This is a genomic window from Plantactinospora sonchi, from assembly GCF_036422035.1.
GTDB classification, from domain to species: domain Bacteria; phylum Actinomycetota; class Actinomycetes; order Mycobacteriales; family Micromonosporaceae; genus Plantactinospora; species Plantactinospora sonchi.
This window is the reverse complement of sequence record NZ_JAZGQK010000006.1, coordinates 119,097-139,428: the sequence shown is the minus strand read 5'-3', so window position 1 is coordinate 139,428 and position 20,332 is coordinate 119,097. Positions and strand designations below refer to the sequence as shown.

At 72.2% G+C, this 20,332-nt stretch carries 16 protein-coding genes; 5 read left to right on the top strand and 11 right to left on the bottom strand.

All coding sequences use genetic code 11. The features are described from left to right. Nucleotides 1-234 precede the first annotated feature (234 nt). Nucleotides 235-450, bottom strand: coding sequence for a DUF3073 domain-containing protein (locus V1633_RS07075; RefSeq protein ID WP_331213376.1), 216 nt, complete (start codon nucleotides 448-450; stop codon nucleotides 235-237). A 388-nt stretch (nucleotides 451-838) separates the two neighbouring features. Then, on the bottom strand, nucleotides 839-1,921 hold the full coding sequence (locus V1633_RS07070) for a Glu/Leu/Phe/Val family dehydrogenase (protein ID WP_331213375.1): 1,083 nt from the start codon (nucleotides 1,919-1,921) through the stop codon (nucleotides 839-841). Nucleotides 1,922-2,226: 305 nt separating this feature from the next. On the opposite strand from V1633_RS07070, the gene V1633_RS07065 reads away from it, so the two are divergent. Both V1633_RS07065 and V1633_RS07060 read left to right on the top strand, forming a co-directional pair. Continuing rightward, nucleotides 2,227-3,066: a hypothetical protein gene (locus V1633_RS07065; protein WP_331213374.1), complete on the top strand. Its 840-nt coding sequence runs from the start codon at nucleotides 2,227-2,229 to the stop codon at nucleotides 3,064-3,066. Nucleotides 3,067-3,331: 265 nt separating this feature from the next. Further along, entirely contained in the window at nucleotides 3,332-3,541 is a 210-nt protein-coding gene (locus V1633_RS07060) for a BldC family transcriptional regulator (protein ID WP_007073996.1), read from the top strand. A gap of 170 nt (nucleotides 3,542-3,711) precedes the next feature. Here the strand turns inward: V1633_RS07060 and V1633_RS07055 are convergent, their stop codons facing one another. The 7 genes from V1633_RS07055 to V1633_RS07025 form a co-directional block, all read right to left on the bottom strand. Then, nucleotides 3,712-4,440 (bottom strand): ABC transporter ATP-binding protein, encoded by a 729-nt coding sequence (locus V1633_RS07055; protein ID WP_331213796.1) that lies wholly within the window; start codon nucleotides 4,438-4,440, stop codon nucleotides 3,712-3,714. 59 nt (nucleotides 4,441-4,499) lie between these two features. After that, a complete protein-coding gene (locus V1633_RS07050; protein ID WP_331213373.1) occupies nucleotides 4,500-5,600 on the bottom strand; it encodes an ATP-binding cassette domain-containing protein in 1,101 nt (366 codons plus the stop codon). After that, nucleotides 5,600-8,353, bottom strand: a complete 2,754-nt coding sequence (locus V1633_RS07045; protein WP_331213372.1) for an FtsX-like permease family protein — start codon at nucleotides 8,351-8,353, stop codon at nucleotides 5,600-5,602. Before V1633_RS07045 ends, V1633_RS07050 begins: the two co-directional genes overlap by 1 nt. 50 nt (nucleotides 8,354-8,403) lie before the next feature. After that, nucleotides 8,404-11,649: an FtsX-like permease family protein gene (locus V1633_RS07040; RefSeq protein ID WP_331213371.1), complete on the bottom strand. Its 3,246-nt coding sequence runs from the start codon at nucleotides 11,647-11,649 to the stop codon at nucleotides 8,404-8,406. Nucleotides 11,650-11,997: 348 nt separating this feature from the next. Further along, nucleotides 11,998-12,246 (bottom strand): hypothetical protein, encoded by a 249-nt coding sequence (locus tag V1633_RS07035; RefSeq protein WP_331213370.1) that lies wholly within the window; start codon nucleotides 12,244-12,246, stop codon nucleotides 11,998-12,000. A 248-nt stretch (nucleotides 12,247-12,494) separates the two neighbouring features. Continuing rightward, on the bottom strand, nucleotides 12,495-13,133 hold the full coding sequence (locus V1633_RS07030; RefSeq protein WP_331213369.1) for a hypothetical protein: 639 nt from the start codon (nucleotides 13,131-13,133) through the stop codon (nucleotides 12,495-12,497). Nucleotides 13,134-13,398: 265 nt separating this feature from the next. Continuing rightward, nucleotides 13,399-14,760, bottom strand: coding sequence for an ABC transporter substrate-binding protein (locus V1633_RS07025; protein WP_331213368.1), 1,362 nt, complete (start codon nucleotides 14,758-14,760; stop codon nucleotides 13,399-13,401). Between the two features lie 170 nt (nucleotides 14,761-14,930). Between V1633_RS07025 and V1633_RS07020 the strand changes: the two genes are divergently transcribed. From V1633_RS07020 to V1633_RS07010, 3 genes are all read left to right on the top strand, one after another. Then, on the top strand, nucleotides 14,931-15,320 hold the full coding sequence (locus V1633_RS07020; RefSeq protein ID WP_331213367.1) for a hypothetical protein: 390 nt from the start codon (nucleotides 14,931-14,933) through the stop codon (nucleotides 15,318-15,320). A gap of 219 nt (nucleotides 15,321-15,539) precedes the next feature. Further along, nucleotides 15,540-16,298: a DUF2786 domain-containing protein gene (locus V1633_RS07015; RefSeq protein ID WP_331213366.1), complete on the top strand. Its 759-nt coding sequence runs from the start codon at nucleotides 15,540-15,542 to the stop codon at nucleotides 16,296-16,298. Nucleotides 16,299-16,521: 223 nt separating this feature from the next. Continuing rightward, entirely contained in the window at nucleotides 16,522-18,768 is a 2,247-nt protein-coding gene (locus V1633_RS07010; RefSeq protein ID WP_331213365.1) for an FUSC family protein, read from the top strand. Nucleotides 18,769-18,777: 9 nt separating this feature from the next. Here V1633_RS07010 and V1633_RS07005 read toward each other — a convergent pair whose 3' ends face one another. Beyond that, the gene (locus V1633_RS07005; RefSeq protein WP_331213364.1) at nucleotides 18,778-19,296 is read right to left on the bottom strand and encodes an SRPBCC family protein; all 519 of its coding nucleotides are present in this window, start codon (nucleotides 19,294-19,296) and stop codon (nucleotides 18,778-18,780) included. A gap of 122 nt (nucleotides 19,297-19,418) precedes the next feature. Further along, on the bottom strand, nucleotides 19,419-20,276 hold the full coding sequence (locus V1633_RS07000) for an SPFH domain-containing protein (protein ID WP_331213363.1): 858 nt from the start codon (nucleotides 20,274-20,276) through the stop codon (nucleotides 19,419-19,421). Between the last annotated feature and the right edge of the window lie 56 nt (nucleotides 20,277-20,332).

Here is a 20,332-nt window from a genome sequence, read left to right as displayed (position 1 = left end):
CCAAGCTGCCGCGGGCACATCCGGCCGCGCTGCCCTGTCACCCGGTGGCGGGCGGCGTACGGGTGCCCGCGGTGGGGTGGGCTGACATCGGTAAGGACCTGCCGCGCGTACGCCGGACATGATCCGACGCGGCAGGTCCTTACCGATGGTGTTCCGATCCGCGGATGTGCCGCACCGCACTCGGACACGCGTGAGCACGCGGTGTTACCGCGTGCTCAGATGTGACCGGAGAGGTCAGCGGGTTGGCGCCCAGTTGTCCGGGTCGTCGTCCGCGTCGTGATCCTCGTCATCGTCGTCGACGTACTCTTTGTAGTCGTCGTCGAAGTCGTGGTCCGACTTGCGGCTGCCGCCGAGTTCTCGCTGCAAGGCGGCGAGGTCGGTGTTCGGGGAGTGGTACTTCAGCTCCCGGGCCACCTTTGTCTGCTTGGCCTTAGCACGGCCGCGCCCCATGGCTCGACCCCCTCGCACAGAATTCGGGGCAGCCCGAAGGCGGGCCCCGATGACGTCAGGCATCTCTCGTGGCTCTTACGGTACATGGGGATGCCCAGGTTCGGCACCTCGGGTTGCCACCGTCCGTGCCCGCGCGTCGCAGCGGCATCGACCGGGCGCCCGATACCGACGGGTAAGGGCCGCCTCTCGCCCCGGTCGTGACTTTCCGGGACTCCGGCGCCCATTCGTACCCACAGCCTAATTTCGCCCCGTCAACGCGGCAAACGTACGGACGTGCGAGCACGTCGGCCGGCCACCCGCCCTGGGACCGCGCCGGCCTGCACAGGGGGTGAGAAAGGGCCCCCTTCCTCACCGGAGGCGAGCGAAAGGGGCCCTCCTTACCGCAGGGTCAGCGGAGGTGGATCGTACGCAGCCGGCCGACCTCGGCCATCCGGCGCTCGGCGAGGCGGTCGGCGGCGACCGCCGGCGGCACACCCTCGGCGTCGGCGAGCCGGAGGATGTCCCGGGTCGTGTCGTAGATCTTCGTGGCCCGCAGCTTGGCCCGGTCGAAGTTGAAGCCCTCGATCTCGTCGGCGACCTGGATCACACCGCCGGCGTTGACCACGTAGTCGGGCGCGTAGAGCACTCCCCGGTCGGCCAGCAGTTTCTCGATGCCGGGGTGGGCGAGCTGGTTGTTCGCCGCACCGACCACGACCCTGGCCCGCAGCGCCGGCACCGTGGTGTCGTCGAGCGCCCCACCGAGGGCGCACGGCGCGTAGACGTCGATGTCGGAGGTGACCAGGGCGGTGGCGTCGGAGACCAGGTCGACCTGCGGGTAGGTCTGCCGGACCCAGGCCAGTGCCCGCTCGTTGACGTCGGTCGCCACCACCGAGGCGCCGTCGTCGATCAGGTGGGCGACGAGGTGCCGGCCGACCTTGCCCAGGCCGGCCACCCCGACCCGCCGGCCGGCGAGCGTCGGGGAGTCCCAGACGTGCTCGGCGGCGGCGCGCATGCCCTGGAAGACGCCCCAGGCGGTCAGCACGGACGAGTCGCCGGCGCCACCGTGCTCGACGCTGCGGCCGGTGACAAAACGCGTCTCGCGGGCGATCACGTCCATGTCGGCGACGTACGTGCCGACGTCGCAGGCGGTGTAGTAGCGGCCGTTCAGCGACTCGACGAAGCGGCCGTACGCGCGCAGCAGCGGCTCGGTCTTGATCCGGTCCGGGTCACCCCAGATGACCGCCTTGCCGCCGCCCAGGTCGAGACCGGCCAGCGCGTTCTTGTACGCCATGCCGCGGGACAGCTCCAGCACGTCGTGCAGTGCCTCGGCCTCGGAGGCGTACGGGTAGAACCGCGTGCCGCCGAGCGCGGGGCCGAGCGCGGTCGAGTAGATGGCGATGATCGCCTTGAGTCCGCTCTGCTTGTCCTGGCAGAACACGACCTGCTCGTGGCCGTCGGATTCCTGACCGTCGGTACTGGCGAATACGTCCATGGCTCGCTCCTGGTGAGGCTGGACACCCTTGTGGGATGTGTCGGGGCCGGGGGTCGCCCGGGTGTCGGCAGGGGGATGTCGCCGACTCCTGCGAGCGTAATCGTGGTCCCTGGCCCTGGTGGAGTGCCTCCGGCCCGTCCGAATGGTGGTCACCGGCCGGTTCCGGTCGGGCGGGCCGGCGGTGGGGCCGTCGCCGCCCGGTCGGGGCCGGACCGGCGACCGGCCCGGTCGGCCGGAACCGTCGGTGTGGATCTGATCGGAGGTGCTGACGACAGTGGGCTTCCGTTTCGTGGGAGGATCGCGCCGTGCCGTCGCTCTTCGCTTCCTACCTGCGGGTGTACGAGCCGTTGACCGCCTTCGACCGGGACCGGCAGCTCTTCTGGCGCCGGTACGTCAAGGAGGGCAGAGCGGTCGCCCCGTTGGAGGGGCCGGTCCGGCAACGTACCGCCGTGATCGAGGCGCTGGGCGCGGGCTGGACCCGCCTGCCCGACCTGCCCGAAGAGGCGTACGTCCTGGAGACCGACGAGACGTTGCTGGTCTGCCCCTGGAACCTGCGGATCCGGATCGCCGAGGCGGCGCTGAGCGCCCGGGACGGCGTACCGCCGGTGCTGGCCGACGCGTTCGTGCCGCCGGTGCTGGCCGGGCAGGCGAAGGCCGTGGTGGACGACTGGCGCAGCGGGGCCCGGGTGCTGGAGCACGGCGTACCCCGGCTGCACGAGCAGATCTCCACCTGGGGGGTGCCGCTGCGCTGGTTCGTCTTCGTGGACCCGGAGGAGCGCGAGCTGACGACCCGGCCGGACCGGCGGGTGCTGCGCTACCGCACGGAGATCTCCAAGGCCCGACGGCGGGCCTCCCGGGCGCTGTCGGTGCTCCGCAAGTCGGTGGGCGACGCGCCGATCACCGAGGCGGTCGAGGAGGGCGCCCGGTGGCTGGAGGAGTTCCATCCGCGTTCGGTGGTGGAACTCGACTACGGCGGCCTGGTGGACCTGCTGTCGGACGAGGCGCTGGGCGAGGACGACTCGCCGGCGTTGGTCGCGGCCGGGCTCGCCGGGCTGTCCCGCGGCGACGCGGAGGAGGCCACCGAGGTGTACGAGAAGCTCGTCGCGCGCTGGCGGGCCATCCAGCTACTGGAACGTTGCAACTAGTGAACAATGCCGCTCAGCGGGCCATGGGAGCGCGCACACGTGAGTGCCGCTCGTAACATTGGTGTCACGAGGGGCAATCGGCCGTCCGGTTAAGTCTTTTTCTGGCATAAAAAATAACCATATTTCGGTCATTGTTCATCCGTCCATCCAGGGACGTTCGGCCGTTCGGCCCATGTCGGACATCGGGGACTAGCCGGACCATGGGAGACGCGTCGGCCGGCGGGACCCCGGCCGATGTCTATAGGCACCTGTGGAGGAGTGACCGATGGCATCGCGTACGCATGAACCTGAGCCGCTACTCACACCGGCAGAGGTCGCGTCGATGTTCCGTGTCGACCCGAAGACCGTGACCCGGTGGGCGAAGGCGGGAAAGCTCAGCGCGATTCGAACGCTGGGTGGACACCGTCGCTACCGCGAGTCGGAGGTTCGCGCCCTGCTGCAGGGACAGATTCCCCAGCAGCGCCAGGGCGACTGAGGCGCGGCTCGCAGATCGACGTCTATCTCAGGGGTGGCACCGGGTACCGGTACCACCCCTGAATCTTGTCCGGACCCCTCGGCAGCGGGGCCGGCAGGACCCGGACAGCCGTCAGCCCCGCCGGCCCGGCAGGAGCCGACGGGGCTGACCGACAACAGGCGGAGCGGCGGTCAGCCGGCGGCGGCCGCCACCGGGGCGGCACCGGACCCGCCGGCCTCCTCCCCGGCCAACAGCCGACCGTCGCGCAGGGTCAGCACCCGGTCCGCCAGCTCGATCAGACTCGGATCGTGCGTCGCGACCAGCGCGGTCATGCCCTGGCTCCGGACCAGCGCCCGAAGCAGGTCCATGATCTCCCGACCGGTCTCCGAGTCCAGCTGCCCGGTCGGCTCGTCGGCGATCAGCAGCGGCGGATCGTTCGCCAGCGCCCGGGCCAGCGCCACCCGCTGCTGCTGGCCACCGGAGAGCTCGTACGGGCGCTGCGCCGCCTGGGCGCCCAGCCCGACCAGCTCCAGCAGCATCGCCACCCGCTCCTCACGCTCGGCCCGTGGCCGTTTGACCAGCCGCAACGGCACTCCGACGTTCTCGGCGGCGGAGAGGATCGGGATCAGGCCGAAGGACTGGAAGACAAAGCCGATCTTCGACCGGCGCAGCTCCACCAGCTCCCGGGAACCGGCGCTGGTCATCTCCAGCCCGGCCACCTGGATCCGGCCGCTGGTCGGCCGGTCCAGCCCGCCGATCAGGTTCAACAGGGTGGTCTTGCCGGCGCCGGAACGGCCCCGGACCGCCACCAGCTCGCCCCGACCGGCCGAGAAGGAGACCTCCTGGAGCGCGTGCACCACCCGGTCGCCGCTGCGGTAGTCGCGGCCCACAGCCTCGACCCGGACCAGTTCCTCGCCCATCGGGCCTCCGTTCTCCTCGGCGCGGCGGTCACGCCGGTGCCGTTTCCCGTCGGTGCTGCTCACGACGCCTCCCCGGGGGCGGCCGGCAGACTGCCGCTGGCGCCGTTGCCGCCGGCCCTGCCGTTACCGCCGCTGGTGCCGGCCCCACCGTTGCCGCCGGCACCGGTGCCGCTGCCGTCCTCGGTGGAGCTGTCGCCGGGGCGTACCTCGACGTGGTCCGGCTCCAGGTTGAGCTTGACCCGGTCCCGCAGGCTCAACGCGTCCACGAACGCGGCCGGCAACTGCATCCGGCCCGAACGGTCGAGCACCGCGTACTCCTCGGAGACCACCTCCTCGACCCCGTCGGCACCGACCCGGGCGGAACGACGTACCTCCGAGGCGGTCCGGCCGTCGCGGATCGCGACCGTCCGGCGGACCTGACCGGCCACGGCGTGGTCGTGGGTGACCACCACGATGGTCACCCCCAGCTCGGCGTTGATGGTGCGCAGCGCGGCGAAGACCTCGGCACCGGTCGCTTCGTCCAGTTCGCCGGTCGGTTCGTCGGCGAAGAGCACCTCAGGGTCGTTGGCCACCGCGACCGCCAGGGCGCAGCGCTGCTGCTCGCCACCGCTCATCTGGTCCGGCCGACGGTCGGCACAGTAGCCGACCCCGACCATCTCCAGCAGTTCCATCGCCCGACGCCGGGCAGCCCCGCCCCGCAGGCCGTGCGCCAGCCGCATCGGCAACTCCACGTTCTCCCGGGCGGTCAGGTACGGCAGCAGGTTGCGGGCCGTCTGCTGCCAGACGAAACCGACCATCCGGCGGCGGTACCGCAGCCGGCGTTTCGCCGACATGTTCAGCAGGTCGAAGTCGCCGACCCGGGCGATCCCCGCGGTCGGCACGTCCAACCCGGAGAGGATGTTCAGCACCGTGGACTTGCCGGACCCGGAGGCGCCGACGATGGCGAGCAGCTCGCCCCGGTCGACCACCAGGTCCAGCCCCTGCAGGGCCACCACTTCGACACCCTCGGTCTTGAAGATCCGGACCAGGCCGTCGCAGACGATGTGCCCACGCAGCCGGTTCGCACCGCCGGCCCGGGCCGCCGCCCGCTCCGTGGCCCGCCGCTGCAGTACGGCGAGATCGGGGGTGACCGGTGCGGCGGTGGTCGTCGGACTCGCCATCAGTTCTCCTCTCCGAGACGGAGCACCTTGCCGAGACGCATCCGCCGATTGACCAGACTCTCGATTCCCAGGGCGGTGACCAGCGCGGCCACCACGAGCAGCAGGACACCGACCACCAGGAGCGGGTCGACGTGCACCCGCGCCGGCAGGCCGCCGGTGAAGCCGGCCAACCCGAGCGCGGGTCCCAGCAGCCGGGGCAGCAGCACCCCGACCAGGCCGCCGGCCAGCACCGCGACCGCGACCAGCGGCACCAGTTCGTAGACGAGCAGGCCACGCCCCTCCCGACCGGACAGCCCCATGGTGCGCAGCCGGGACAGCACCCGACCGCGCGCGGGCGCCTCGGCGAGTACGGCGAAACCGACCGCCAACAGCGCCAGGGCGACCGCCCCGGCCACCCCGGTGCCGAAGGTGAAACTCAGCAGCCGGTTCACTCCGCTGCGTTCCAGCGTCCGGCGGTGCTCCTGCCAGGTGGTGACGGTGACCGGGAACGTGGTGACCTTGTCCTCCGGCTGCCCGAACAGCCCGGCCAGGTACTCCCGCTGTCCGGCCTCGACCGTCTCGCCCAGGGCGGCGGCCGGGACACCGTCCCCGGCGACGAGGAACTGGCTCGCCCGGACCGGCTGGAAGTCCGGCACCGGCAGGGCCTGCCAGGGCAGGATGACAAACCGCCGGGCGTCGACCGGCAACCCGGGGAAGGACTTCGTCACGGTGTCGACCGTGAAGGCGTACCGGCGGCCCTGTACGTCGGTGATCACCTCGCTGACCTCGTCGTGGGCGAGATCCTCGGCGACATCCGGGGAGACCACCGCCGGCACCGGACCGTCGATCCGGCCCGGCCGGGTGAAGGCGGCCGGCAGTTTCGTGTCGATCCCACTGCGTTCCAGCACCCGGGCCAGCGACGGGCCGTCCATCACCAGGATCTGCGCCTGGCCGAGCGGACGGCCGCCCGTACCGTCCGGGTTGCGTGCCCGCAACGGCTGCCCCGACTCGACCGCGACCGCACTCACCGCGGTCACCCCGGGCAGCGCGGCCAGGCGTCCGGGAGTCTCGTCGACGGTGTAGGTGTTGCTGACGACCCGGGCGTCGGCGCCCACCTCCTGGTTGCTGACCTGGTCCCGGGCCTCGGCGATGGTGCTGGTCACCACGCTGGTGAAGACGCCGGTGGCGATCGCCACGACCAGGATCGCCGCCGGAAAGACGGTGACCGGTGCGGCCCGGCCGGCCCGGGCCAGCCCGATGAACGGCACCACGGTCCGGGCCCGGGCGGCGAGCCGGCCCAGCAGACGCAGCGGCCACGGCACCAGCCGGAGGGCGATCAGCGCGGCGGCGACGGCGAGCAGCACCGGCACCGACGCCAGGTACGGGTCGACGCCGCTGGACTGGCTCAGCCCCCGTCGGCGCAGCAGCACCACACCGAGGACCGCGAGCAGCAGCACCAGCGCCTCGCCGGTGATCCGTCGTACGGTCGGTCGGTGCCGGACCAGGTCCCGCCGCTGCCCGAGGTAGTTCACCCCCCGCTGGCCGAGCATGGCCAACACCGGGACGGCCAGCGTGGTGCCGACCCCCAACGCCACCAGCAGCGGCAGTTCCACGCCGCTGGGCCGGCCCGGCACCCGGCTGCCGAGCGCCCAGCCCACCAGCACCGCGAGCGGCAGGACGAGCACCGCTTCGCACAGGGTTCGGCCGCCGATCGTCGACACCGCGCCGCCCCGCGCCCGGATCAGGGTCAACTCCTCCCGACGGCGTTCCACCGCGAGCCGGGCGGCGAGCACGATCAGGCCGAGCACGGTGGCGAGGATGCCGGCCTGCACCACGGCGAGCAGTGCCTGCACCGCGCGCAACTGGGAATCGAAGGTCAGCAGCGCGCTGTCCAGCCCGGTGACCAGGCGCGGCGCGACGTCGGACATCGGCCGTCGGGCCTGCCCGACCGCGGTCAGCAGCGTGGGGATCTCCGCCGTCGTCAACCGCTGCGCGTCGATCCGGTAGCGCCAGACGTAGTCCGTCGGCAGTTTCGCGGCCGCGGCCGACAGCCCCGGCAGATCGGTCAGCAGGGGAGCCTGCCAGGTCATTCCGGCGGTCGGATCCGGGCACGGGATCGGCGCGAAGGTGACACCGTCCCAGTCCGGGGCCGTCGGGTCGACCGGTTGGTAGATCCCGACGAGCCGGACCGGCACGGACGCGACGACGAACCCCTGGCCGGTCAGGGTGATCCGTTCGCCGACCCGCAGCCCGATCGCGTCGGCGGCCTCCCGGGACACGGCCACCTCCACCGCCGAGCCCTGGGACGCCGGCCAGTGCCCCTCCACCATGGTCACCAGTCGCTCCAGCCCCGGTTGGCCCCGCAGCGACAGGCTCGGCCGGCAGGAGCCGGACAGGACCGGCGTGTCACCGGAGACGGCCAGGTCCTTCGGGCCGACCTGACCGGCGAACCACTGCCGTTCGACCAGGCCGGACAGCGGGGCGGCGAGCCCTTCCCGGATCGGGTCGAGCTGGTCCGCCGCCTCCGTCGGCCGCAGCGGCTCCGCACGCCGGTCGCTGGGGCTGAACAACAGGTCCCGGACCTGGTACGGCAGGCCGCTGACGTCCTGGCCGAGCCCGTCGTCGGCGTACTGGTTCGCCAGCCGGGGCGCACCGGCGACCAGGAACGCCGCGACCAGTCCGAGCGCGGCGAGCAGGCCCAGATGGCCGGCGAAGACCCGCAGTCGGCGCAGCGGTCCGGGCAGCCGGGGGCGGGCACCGGCGGATCCGTTCACGGGGGTTGTCCTTCCGTCCTCGGCGAGCGCGACGCCCTTGTTCCGGTCGCTCAACGGTCCTCTCCGATCCGCAGCTGGGCCGCCGCCAGGCGGTTCCGGGTCGTGACGGCGGTCAACCCGCTCAGCAGCATCGCGAGCAGGAGCAGGGCGAGCGCCGTACCGCCGGACGGCAGCCAGGCGATCTCCAGCACGGGAGCGGGTACCGGTCGCTGCGCCGCCGGAGTCAGGATGATCAACGGCGCCATGGTGGCCGCGACGGCGATCCCCACCGCCAACCCCACCAGCACGCCGAGGCCGGCGAGGAAGCCCTGCTCGACAAGGAGGGACCGGGTCAACGTCCGGGAACCGGTGCCCAGGGTCCGGAGCACCGCCAGCTCGGTGAACCTGCGCCGGGCGGTCGCCCGGATGTCCACCCCGACGCCGACCGCGGCGAGCAGCATCGCGCCGAGCGCCGCCGCGAACAGGGCGGCCCGGGCGCCGACACCGTACGGGTCGCTGTTCGCCTCGGCGGCGACAGCCCGCCGGTCGACGACCCGCAGTCCGGTGAGCGTCGCCGCCTTCCCGGCCGTCAGTTCGGCCTGCCCGGGTCGGGTACCCACCCACCACTCCTGGGCGTTCCTGAGCGTGTTGTTGCCGTGGAAGAGCCGGGCGCTCAACGACGGCAGGTCGGCCAGGAGCGCCGCACCCTCCGGAACCCCGGGCAGCGCCGACACGGTGCCGACGACCCGGACGACCACGGGTACGCCGGTGATGGTCAGCCGGGTGCTCTCACCCACGTCCATCCGCAGTGCCGCCAGTGCCTCGGTGGTGGTCAGCACCGGCACCGCGCCCCCGGACGCGGGGGGAGTGAGCGCGACGGACCACGGCTGGTTGTCGCCGCGCCAGTTGTCAGCCGTCGCCTCTATCACGTACCGGGTGCGCAACGTGCCGTCGCCGGCTGTCGTGCTGCCGGCGACAACGCCGTTCCGGTTCACCATCTGCCACTTCGCCAGCTCGCCGAGTGGCAGTCGGGTGCCGTCCTGGCCGTCCGCCGCCCGCAGGTCGGCCAGCCGCCAGTCGAGGTGGTAACCGAAGGTCCCGAAACTGTCGACGACAAAACCGGCCAGCCGCACCGTTCCCGCCGGCAGGTCGACACCGAACCGCAGGGGTTGCCCGTTCCTGCTCTGTCCGAGCGGCACCCGGTGGTACGCCCCGGTCGAATCGACGACCACGGCCGAACTGCTGACCGGAGCCTCGGGGCCGTTGGCCCCGGGCGGCTGGTCCTCGGGAGCGACGTCGGTGAATTCGTAGGCCGAGGCGGTGGTGATCTGGCCGGTCAGCCGGCGGGCGCCGGTCGGCAGTGCGGTCGTCGGCGCGGTGACGGGGGTCGCCGCCAGCGCGTCGAAGAGCCGGCCAGGGTCGCCGTTCGCCAGGTCTGCCCGGTACCGGACGACCGGCCCGGCGTGGGCGGCCGGCAGGGCGAGCAGACCGGCCGGCACCCCCTCGGTGCCGAGGCGTAGGTCGTCCCGCCACGCCGGCAGGATCCCGCTGGTTCCCGGTAGCTCGGCGAGCTGCCCCGGCCGTTCCGGCGGTGCGTCGCCGAACGTCTCGACCAACCGCAGGTCGGCGCCGACCTGGTGGTCGGCCTGGTCGGTGAGCGACCGTTCCGAGGTGGCGGCGAGGCACCAGGCGAGGGTGCTGACCGCCACCGCCAGGGCGAGCAGCAGCACCGGCCCGGCGTGCGGACGGCGACCCGCCTGCCACATCCCGAACGTCGTCGCGGTCCAGGAGCGTCGGTCGACGGCCCGCTCGACCAGCCGGGCCAGCGGCGGCAGGGCGCGCAGCGCCAGGACCGCGCCGGCCAGCACCCCGACCGTCGGCGTGGCGGCCAGCAGCGGATCGATCCCGAGCGCGGCCCGGCCGCCGGCACCGGCCAGCGGCGACGAGTACTGGCGGAGCTGGAACCAGCCGAGCACCGCCAGCCCGACCAGCGCCACGTCGAGTCCGGCCCGCTGGGCGACGGTACGTCGGCTCGGTCGGGACCGGGCGGCCAGGTCACCGACGTACGTGCCGCCACGGCGCAGCGCCGGACCGGTCATCGCCAGCAGGCAACCGACCCCGGCGAGCCCGACCACCAGCCAGGCCAACGGGTCGAGGCGGGGAGTCAACCGGATCGCGGCGTCGGTCAGCAGCGACGTACGGCCGGCGAGCCCGATCAGGGCGACCGCGATGACCGGGGCGAGGACAACGGCCGGCAACACCACCAGCAGTGCCTCCCGGACGGCCAGCCCGACCAGTTGGCCCCGGCCGGCACCCCGGGCCCGGAGCAGTGACGTCTCGTCCCGCCGCTGCTCGGTGAGGAGCAGCGCGACCAGCAGCAGGGCGTACCCGCCGAGGACCACGACCAGCAGCATCGGTGTGACCAGGGCCGAGCGGCCCACCAGGTCGGCCCGGCCGAGCCGGTCGGCCAGCTGGTCGACCTGGGTGGTGACCAGGCCCGAGCTGCCGAGACCCACCTCGGAGGGCAGGGTCGTGCCGATCTCCCCGGCCGTCCGGCCGATCCGGTCCAGGGTGCCGACGGTGGCATGGGTGAGGTCCGGCTCGACCAGCCAGGCCACCGAGGCGTTGGCCACGAAGTGGTCCAGGAAGTCGGCCCGGTCCACCACCAGTGGGCCGTAGGTGGACGACCCCGGCGCGGCCCCGGTCATCACGTCCGGCGCCAACCGCCAGTACGGGTCGTGGCTGTCACGCGGTTTCCACACCCCGGCGACCCGTACCGTGGTGACCTTCCCGGTCACCCGGTCGGTGATCGGGATCTGGTCGCCGACCTTCGCGCCGAGAATGGTCGCGACCGGCTCGGCGAGCGTGGTCTGCACCGGCCGGGCGGCCGGGCTGGACCAGGCACCGGAGACCAGGTCGGCGTGCGCGGCGAGGTTGTCGAGGAAGAGCACCGAGGCGAAGACGACGCCGTCGTCGTCCGGGATCGCGGTACCGGTCGGACCGGTGAGCTGCCGACCGGCGGCCATGCCCGCGCCGGAGACGTCGGCCGGGACCCCGCTGAAACCGTCGACGAACCTTTCCCGCAGCGCCGCGTCCCGCTTGCCCAGTTCAGCCTGGTTTCCTCCGGCCGAGCCGCGTACCAGGATCGAGCGCTCCTCCGGGCTCGCCGCCGCGATCGCGACGTGCGCGCCGGAGTCCACCACCGCCTGGTTGTATCCGGCAAGGCCGGTGAGCAGGGCGGTGGCGATCAGGGTCGCCCCGGTCGCCGCGAGGAGCAGACTCTTCGCTCCCCGGGCACGCCGAAACACCAGCCTCATCGTGTCGGTCTCCCCGTGCCGGACGGGGGCGGCGTCGGATCGTCGCCCCCCATGGCTGCTGAGGCGCCCAAGGCGGGGCGAAAGGTTGCCAGGTGGGGGCGTGATTTGTCAGACCTACGGGTGTTGTGACCTGGCGCTGTCCCAATCGAGATCATTTCGTTGCGCCGCCGGGGGGATCTGTGCCTTCCTCACCCCTTTCGGCCCGGTGGGGGTGAGCCCCGGCACAGGAACGCCGTGGCAGCCACCGCCGGTGACGTACCCGGGGGAGCCGCTGCCACGGCGTGCCTCGATCCGGCGGGAAGCGCCGGTGGCGCCGGCCGATCGGTGGGCCGGACCGGCGGGGGACGGTCAGGCGACCGGCGGATGTCCCCCGTCGCCGTCCACGACCTCGTCCGGCTGGCCGTCCTCGTCGACGTCGACCATGGTGATGTCCACCTTGCCGTCGCCGTCGGTGTCGAACTGGAACAGGTCGGCCTTGCCGTCGCCGTCGGTGTCCACCACCCACACGTCGGTCTTGCCGTCCTGGTTGGCGTCCGCCGTGAGCAGCTCGATCCGCTCGTCACCACGGGTGTCGACGGTCTCCTGCGTCTCACTCATCTGTTGCCCTTCCGTCGGTTGGCGTCCGGATCAGGCCCGAACGGTCGTGCTCTGCGCCGCCCGGGTGCCACCCGGCAGAGCTTCCGGACCTGGATACCCGACTGTGCCACTCCGCACTCCCCGGTGTGGTCCCCGACCGGGCCCGGTGACCGCCGGATGGATCTCCGCGCAGCCGCGGTCGGGGGAACCGACCGGCCCCGGGGCACCTCGGTTCGCGGCCCTGTCGACGAACGCCGCCGCCCGGATGGTCAGTAGCTGACGTACGGGTTCGTGCCCCCGTCGAGGTAGCCGACCTGGTCGATGGTGCCGTCGTGGTCGACGTCCAGCAGGAGCCGGTCGGCCCGGCCGTTCTCGTCGAGGTCCGTGACGACCACGTCCGGGCGCCCGTCGTGGTCGCGGTCGGTCAGCCAGGTGTCGGCCCGGCCGTCGAGATCGGTGTCGGAGATGCTCCGGTCCACCAGACCGTCGTGGTCGCGGTCCAGCAGCACCGAGTCGGCCCGGCCGTCCGAGTTGGTGTCGGTGAGCACCTGGTCGGTCCGGCCGTCGAAGTTGGTGTCCCGCTCGACCAGGTCGATCCGGCCGTCCCAGTCGGTGTCCTGGTAACTCAGGTCCATGACCCGGTCGCCGTTGGCGTCGACCTGCACCAGGTCGACGTAGCCGTCGCCGTCGAGGTCGGTGGCCAACCGGCTGGAGCCGTCGGCGTAGTGGGTGACGACGGAGCTGACCGGCGGCGGGCCGGACACCTCGGACTCCTCCGGCAGCGCGGTCGCCAGCGGGTCCGGCATGCCGTCCGCCGCGGTACCGAAGCCCTCGTGCTCGCCGGCCCCGGGCAGCTCGGGCTCCGCGCAGCCCTCACCCAGCACGGTGGGGTCACCGTCGTAGCTCATGTCGTACCTCCCCGGTCGGCGGTGCTCCGACGGTCCCGCCGGGCATGCCAGCCACGCTAGGCCGACCGCGCCGCCGACAACTCCCGGAAGTGTGCCAGTGCGCGGACCGCTCGGGCGACCCTCGGGCGACGGTGGCCCCGGCGTCCGGAACCCACCGCACCCGCGACGCGGACCCGTCGCTCCGCCGGACGTGGATCCCGCCGCCTCCCGGACGCGAATCCGCCGGCGGCCCCGGGTACGGGTCGCCGGCGGAGAGCGGGTGGCGCTACCGGTTCAGGCTCATCCCGGCGGCGGCGAGCGCCTGGATCACCTTCGCGGACTCGGCGTAGCCGATGACCAGGACGGCGTCCGCGCCGAACTGCTTGATCTCCTGGGCACCCGAGGTGAAGTCGAGCGGCGGTGCGTTCGGGTCCTCCGGCGGGGTGTAGTTGAAGAGCTTGACCTGGCTCGGGCCGTGCCCGGCGCGTTCCAGCTCGGATCGGACGTTGCCCTGCAGGCCCTCGCCGTAGGAGTCCTGCCGGGCCACCAGGGCGATCTTGCGGGCACCGTCCCGGAGGATCATGTCCGCGAGCGCCCGACCCTGCAGGATGTCCGACGGAGCGGTACGGAAGTACAGGCCGCCGTCCTCGACCGCGCTGAGCCCGGCGTCGGTGTTGCTCGGGGAGAAGAGCACCAGGCCGGCCTTGACCACGTCGGGCAGTACCGCGCGGGAGATGCCGGAGGCACCCGCACCGATGATGACCTGCACGCCGTCCTCGATGTGCTTGGCCACCGTCGCCTTCGCGACGCTCGGGTTGGTGCCGTCGTCACCGTCGACCCAGGCGACGTCGTCGCCGAGCACGCCACCGGCGTCGTTGATCTCCTTGAGCGCCAGTGCCCCGCCCGCCGCCATCGGCGGGTACGCCAGTGCCAGGTCACCGGTCTTCGACAGCAGACTGCCGAGCTTCAGCGGCGCCCCACTGTCCCGTACGACGCTCGGCGTCTGCTTCTTCGGCGCCGGCGGCTCCTTGCCGCTGGCGGTGGTCTCGTCGCCGGCACCGAGGAACTCGGTCTTGCCGTCGTCGAGCTGGCTGTCGCTGCCGAAGTGCAGGGTGCCGTAGCTCGCGGTGGACGGCTCGCCGATGTCGGTGAAGCCGGCCCGGGTCAGCGAGACACCCCGGTAGGCGACGTCGAGACCGTCCCGGGCCAGTTCCAGGCACTGCCCGATCGAGTCGCACCGTTCGCCGCCGTTGGTCACGCCGACGATCTGCTCGGCGATCTTCGCGGGCTCGGTGCTGCCGGCGAGTTGCGCGGCGATCGCGCTGATCGCCACCGCGTCGTACGTCTCGGCGGCGTAGAGGAAGCCCGTGAGGTCCGGGTCGATGCTGCGCAGCCGTTCCTTGAAGTCGTCGGAGAGCGGGGTGAGTGGCGTGGTGCCCTTCATCCCCTTGAGCAGACCGCTCTGGTCCCCGAACTCTTCGGCGAACGAGTTCTGCATGTTGCCGTCCGTGCCGTAGAGACGGACCTGGGCGGGCGCGGTCTCGTCGGCCGAACCGTCGTCGTCCGAACCACCGCAGCCGGCCAGCAGGAGCGTGGCGCAGGCGGCGACGGTCAGCGCGGCGCGGCGCGGGCCGCGTGATACCAGCATCGGGTCATCCTTCCTCCCCGGAGATCCGTTGGCACATTAGCGCGCCTTGCCGGCGGACGTCGGCAGTGGTCGAACGGCTGACGCTTACCGCCAGGGAATATCATCCGGAACTGTCGGTGGTGGGGTGTTCCTCCGGGCGTGCCTTGACCTGGCGGCATACTCTTCCGCACGTGACGGACCTTCCGCGTCAGACGCTCGACGACGCCGCCGCGGTGCTGAGCTCGGCGTTGGCAGGTGACAGCGACGCCGTGGTCGGGACGTTCGACGCGGTCGTCGACCGGGCGGGCGTGGCCGGGGCGTACGAGGTGGCCTGGTGCCTCGCCGCGACGATGATCGGGGACGGTGTGCCACAGGGCGCCTGGACTCTCGACTTTCCCGGCATCGACGAGGCGGGCTACGACGCCCGCTGGGTGGCCCGGTTCGTCAGCGCGTACGCGAACGCCGACATCGACACCGGGGAGGCGCTCTTCGGCGCGGCGATCGCCGACGGGCAGCTGCCGGACTGTCTGCTGACCCTCGCCGGTTCCGCCGTCGCGACGCTGCGCCACCGCGCCGGATAGCCGCCGGGTCGTGGCCCGAGTCGGCCGACACGCCGGGGTGGGAGCGGGTCGCCGGGTGGTGGCCTGAGTCGGCCGACACGCTGCGGCGCCAGGTGGACGCGGCGCCGTCGTGCCCGGTGCCCGGCCCGCGCCAGGATGTTCGGTCATCGATCAGTATCTTTGCATATCGCACATGCGTCCCGTCCAGGGCACCCGGCCCACCTGTGGTAATCCTGACGGGTGTCCGAGGCGATGTTGAGCAAGGTCCGCAAGCTGCTGGCGAAGGCGGAGGACCCGGCCTGTACGGCGGCGGAGGCGGAGGCGTTCACCGCCAAGGCGGCGCAGTTGATCGCCCGGTACGGGGTCGACCGGGCCCTGCTCGCCGCCCGTGACCCCGACACCGACCCGGTGGGTGACCGGGTCGTCGACGTGCCGGCGCCGTACGCGCTGGACAAGGCGGGACTGCTCGCCGGAGTCGCCGACGCCCTGCGCTGCCGGGCGGTACGTCGACGCCAGGGCAACGGCTTTGTCATGCACCTGTTCGGGTTCGGCAGCGACCTGGAACGGGTGGACCTGCTCTTCACCTCGCTGCTGGTGCAGGCCGCGCACGGGCTCGCCGCCGCGACGGTACCGCCGGGTGAGCATCCGGCCGCGTTCCGCCGCTCCTGGCTGGCCGGGTTCTCGCTCACGGTCGCCGAGCGGCTCCGGCGGGCGGAAGAGGCGGCGGCCGCCTCGGCCCCGCCGCCCGGTGTGTCGACGTCGGTGGCCGTGGTGCTCGCCGACCGTACCGCCCGGGTGGAGCGCCGGCTGGCCGAGACGTACCCCCGGCTGCGGACGGCGGCGCCCCGTCGACTCCGTGGTGGTGGTCTGGACCAGGGGGTCGCGGCCGGCCGGCGTGCGGACCTCGGCGGGGCGGGTCTGCGTCCCGGTGGGTGGGCCGCCCGGTCGTCACTCGACCGTCCCGCCGATCGGGATCGGGGCGGCACCGTGAACCCCTGACCGAGCCCGGCCGATCGGTCCGGTCCGGTGTTCCGCCGACCAGTGGAAGCGCCGCCGGCTGGTGGTGCATTCCGTCGGGCGTCGGTGGAAAGCGCCGCCGGCTGGTGGGCCGGGGTGAGAAGGTGGATTTTCCGGACTTTGCCGGACCGGACGGATTCCGCCCTCCGGATCCGGTGTCGCCCTCATCCGGGAGGCCGAGCGTGGCGGGAGCGGCAGAGGAGCCATGACCAGGATCGGCGTCCTGCGCTGGCTGCGTCGGCGAGATCCGGGTTACGACGTCCTGCGCCGTGGGCTCCGGCTGACCGTGGTCGCCGCAGCCGGTCTCTTCGGTGGCACGTACGGCCTCGGCGACCCGCTGCTGGGGCTGTACACGCTCTTCAGTGCGATCGCCACCGGGCTCATCTCGCAACTGCCCGGCGGACCCGCGCAACGGATCCGTGCCCTGGCGGTGGCCCTGCCGGTGGCGTTGGCGCTGGTCACCCTCGGCAGCCTGCTCGCGGTGAACACCTGGGCGGCGGCGTCGGGCATGCTCGTCGTCGGCTTCGTCGTGGCGTTCGCCTCGGCCGGCGGACCACGGATCCTCGGACTCGCCACCGGGTTGCAGCTGTTCTACATCGCGTCGTCCTTCCCGCCGTACCAGCCGGGAGCCCTGCCGTCCCGGCTCGGCGGGGTGGCGCTCGGCATCGTGCTGCTCATCCTCGCCGAGCGGGTGCTCTGGCCGGAGCCGGGACCAGCCGGGTACCGCGACCGGCTGGCCGAGGCCAGCGGTACGCTGGCCGACTACCTTGATCTTGTCGCCGAGCTGCCGTCGGGAGACCCGGTCGACGACGCCGAACTCACCCGCCGTCGGGCGGCGGCGAGCCGTGCGGTGGCCGGCGTGTCGTTGGCCAGGTTCCCGCCGACCCAGCGTCCGGCGTCGGCCGGCGCCCGGGACCGGGCGTTACGGCACGGCGTCATCCTGATCGCGCAGATCCTCGCCCAGGCCGACCGGCTCCGGGCCAGGAGTACGGGCATCCACGACGAGGAACTGACCCGGCTGCTCCGGCGGGTGGCCCACCTCATGCACTCCGCCGCCGGTGCCCTCGCCGGCGCGACGGCACCGGTCGGTGAAGCCGAACTGGCCCGACTGGCGGCCCAGATCCAGCACGGTTACGACCACCCGCCGATCGAGCGGACCGATCCGGCCAGGACGGTCCACCTTCTCCGGATCGACGCGATCGCGCTGCGGCTCGCCGACAGCGTCCGGACCTTCGGCCTGACCACCCGGATCGCCGACGGTCTCAAACCGCCCCCGGAACCGGGACCCGATGACCTCTTCTACGCCCGACGCTCCGCGGTGTCGCTCTACTGGCAGCAGCTCCAACTCCACCTGACCACCCGTTCGGTGTACCTGCAGGGAGCGTTGCGGGTGGCCGTGGCGCTGACCGTCGCCCGGGTGGTCGCCGGGTTCCTCAACCTGAACCACGGATTCTGGGTGTTGCTCGCGATCCTGACCCTGATGCGGACCTCCGCCGTGGACACCCGCAAGGCGCTGCGTTCGGTGCTGCTCGGCACGCTGCTCGGTGCCGCGGTCGGCACCCTGCTGCTGACGGCGGCGCACGTCCCGGAACTCATCCTGGTGGCGCTGCCGGTGATGATGGTGCTGACCTTCGCGATCGGCCCGCTGCTGCCGCAGCTCTGGGGGCAGGCGCTCTTCACCGTCCTGTTCGTCCTGGTGTTCGTCGAGGTCGGCCCGGCGAACCTGGAGATCGCCGGGGCCCGGCTGCTGGACGTCGCGATCGGCGCCGCGGTCGGCGTCCTCGCCGGCGTACTGCTCTGGCCGAAGGGCGGCAGTGGTGAGGTACGCCGGTCGGTCGCCCAGTATCTGGAGATGAGCGCGTCGACCGCCGAGGGGGTCGTGGCGAGGCTGGCGGGGCGTTCGGTGGACGTGGACGTCTCGTGGCGTCGGCTGGTGCTCGCCGAGGCGTCGTTTCTGCAGTACCAGTCGGAGCGACACGACCGGTGGCTGCCGCCTGTCGACTGGATGGCCGCCGTCGTCGCCGCGAACTACCTGCACCTCGGCGCGCTCTTCCGACTGAGGCGTGGGGCCGCCGGCCGGTTGACCCGGGTGGCGGGCGCGGCCGACCGGCTCGAGGAGTACGCCGGACGGATCCGGCGCGGCTACGTCGACCTCGCGCACCAGTTGCACGCCGGCCACCTGCGGCGACGGGTGCCGGCTCCGGCACCGCCGGACGACTTCACCGACGAGGTGCAGGCGGTGCTGGACGCGGGCGAGCCACCGTCCGCCGTGCTGAACCTGGTCGACGTGGAGGTGTGGCTGTACGGCGCGGGCGACAACCTGGACCGGATCCAACCGGCACCCGAGGAATTTCCCGCCGCTGACAACTCCCCGGCTCACGAGCGTTCCCGAGCCGACGCTCACGCCCCGGCCGACGAGCACCGCCGCCTCCGGGGGCGGTGGGACGACTGACCTCCGCGGTCAGTGCTTGGCACCGCCCCGGACCGTCGCCGCGTACCGGGAGAGCAGTTCGTGCCAGCCCGCGGTCAGCGCTTTGCGGTAGCCCTCGGCGGCTTCACCGTGCCGGTCGAAGTCGCGGTGCTCCACCTCGACGAGGGTCGTCCCGTCCGCCTTCGGGTCGAACCGCACCTCCACCACGCTGCACTTCGACGGGTCCGGCACCGGTGCCCGGTCCGGCCCGATCTGCCAGGTGAAGACCAGCCGCCGGGGCGGCTGCCACTCCACCACCCGGCCCCAGTCGGCACGGAACCCGTGCGGACCGATCTCGTACGCCATGCCGCCGACGCCGGCTTCGATGCCGATCCTCGCCAGCAGCTCGGGACCGGACCAGGTGTATTCCTTGACCCACCAGTCCGCAAGCCGATTGGTGAACACCCTGAAGGCCCGATCAGCCGGACCCGGGACGTACAGGCTGTTGCACACGGAGTACGCGGTCGAGTCCTGGCGAATCTTGGTGGCGTTCGTGGTCTCCTGTCCCATAGGCCCGGACGATACCGGCTGCTTCCTAGCTGTGCATCTTTGGCGCGGCGGACGGTCGATCCGTGCGCCGAACGGTAGATCGATTCACGTACCCGCCCCGGTTCGGGGGTGGACGGCACCGGTCACTTGGCGCCCATCACGATTCCCGGATTAAGGCAGAGACCGGGGTTGCTGCCGGTCTTCTCGGCGATTTCGAGACAACGGGTGATCTTGTCGACCTCGGCGTTCTTCTCGGTGACGGCCTTCTGCTTTTCCGCGTTGATGAGGTCCTGGTCGAGGTTGCGGCCCTGGGCCAGCTTGTCCTGGAAGACCTTGATGTTGGCCTCGGTCTTCTCGTCGTGGTTGACCCGGATGATGGTCACGGAGAGGATCTCGATGTCCTGGCCGAGGCGTTCCTGCGCCGAGGTCTTCACCTTCTCCGCGAACGGCTTCAGGTCGACGTTGAGGTTCCCGGTCTTCGCGTCGATGTTGGCCAGCGGGTTGTAGGTGGCGAAGGCGTCGTTCACCGCCCCGTCGAGCTGGACGCCGACCCGTTGCCCCCGGAACGCCTCGAAGTCGCCCTTGTAGTCCATGAACTGCCGGGGCGCGTTCTCGGCGCGGACCTGCCACTCGACCAGTAGTTCGACTCCGGCGACCGCGAGCGTCCCGGTCCGTACCGGAACCGCGTTGTCAGCCCCGATGTGGTCGTACTTCTGTCGGCTGGCGTCCCACTCGCCAATCTTCTGCCATGGCGCGACCCAGTTCAGTCCGCTGCCGGTGGTTTCACCGGTGGGCTTGTTGAACGAGGTCACGATGCCGACGTTCCGTACCGGCACCGAGTTCGCCGAGGAGGCGATGGTGAGTGCGACGCCGAGCACGAGTGCGCCGATCGCGCCGCCCACTGCCGTGCTCTTTGTGCCCCTCGGTGCGAACACCGCGTACAGCGCGCCGATGGCGGCGGCGGCGAAGACAATCAGTGCGCCTACAAACAGCACCGGCATTGCCGCATCTCCTCTGGTGGCGTCCTGCCGAAAATCCGGGTGATCTTGGCCGGTAC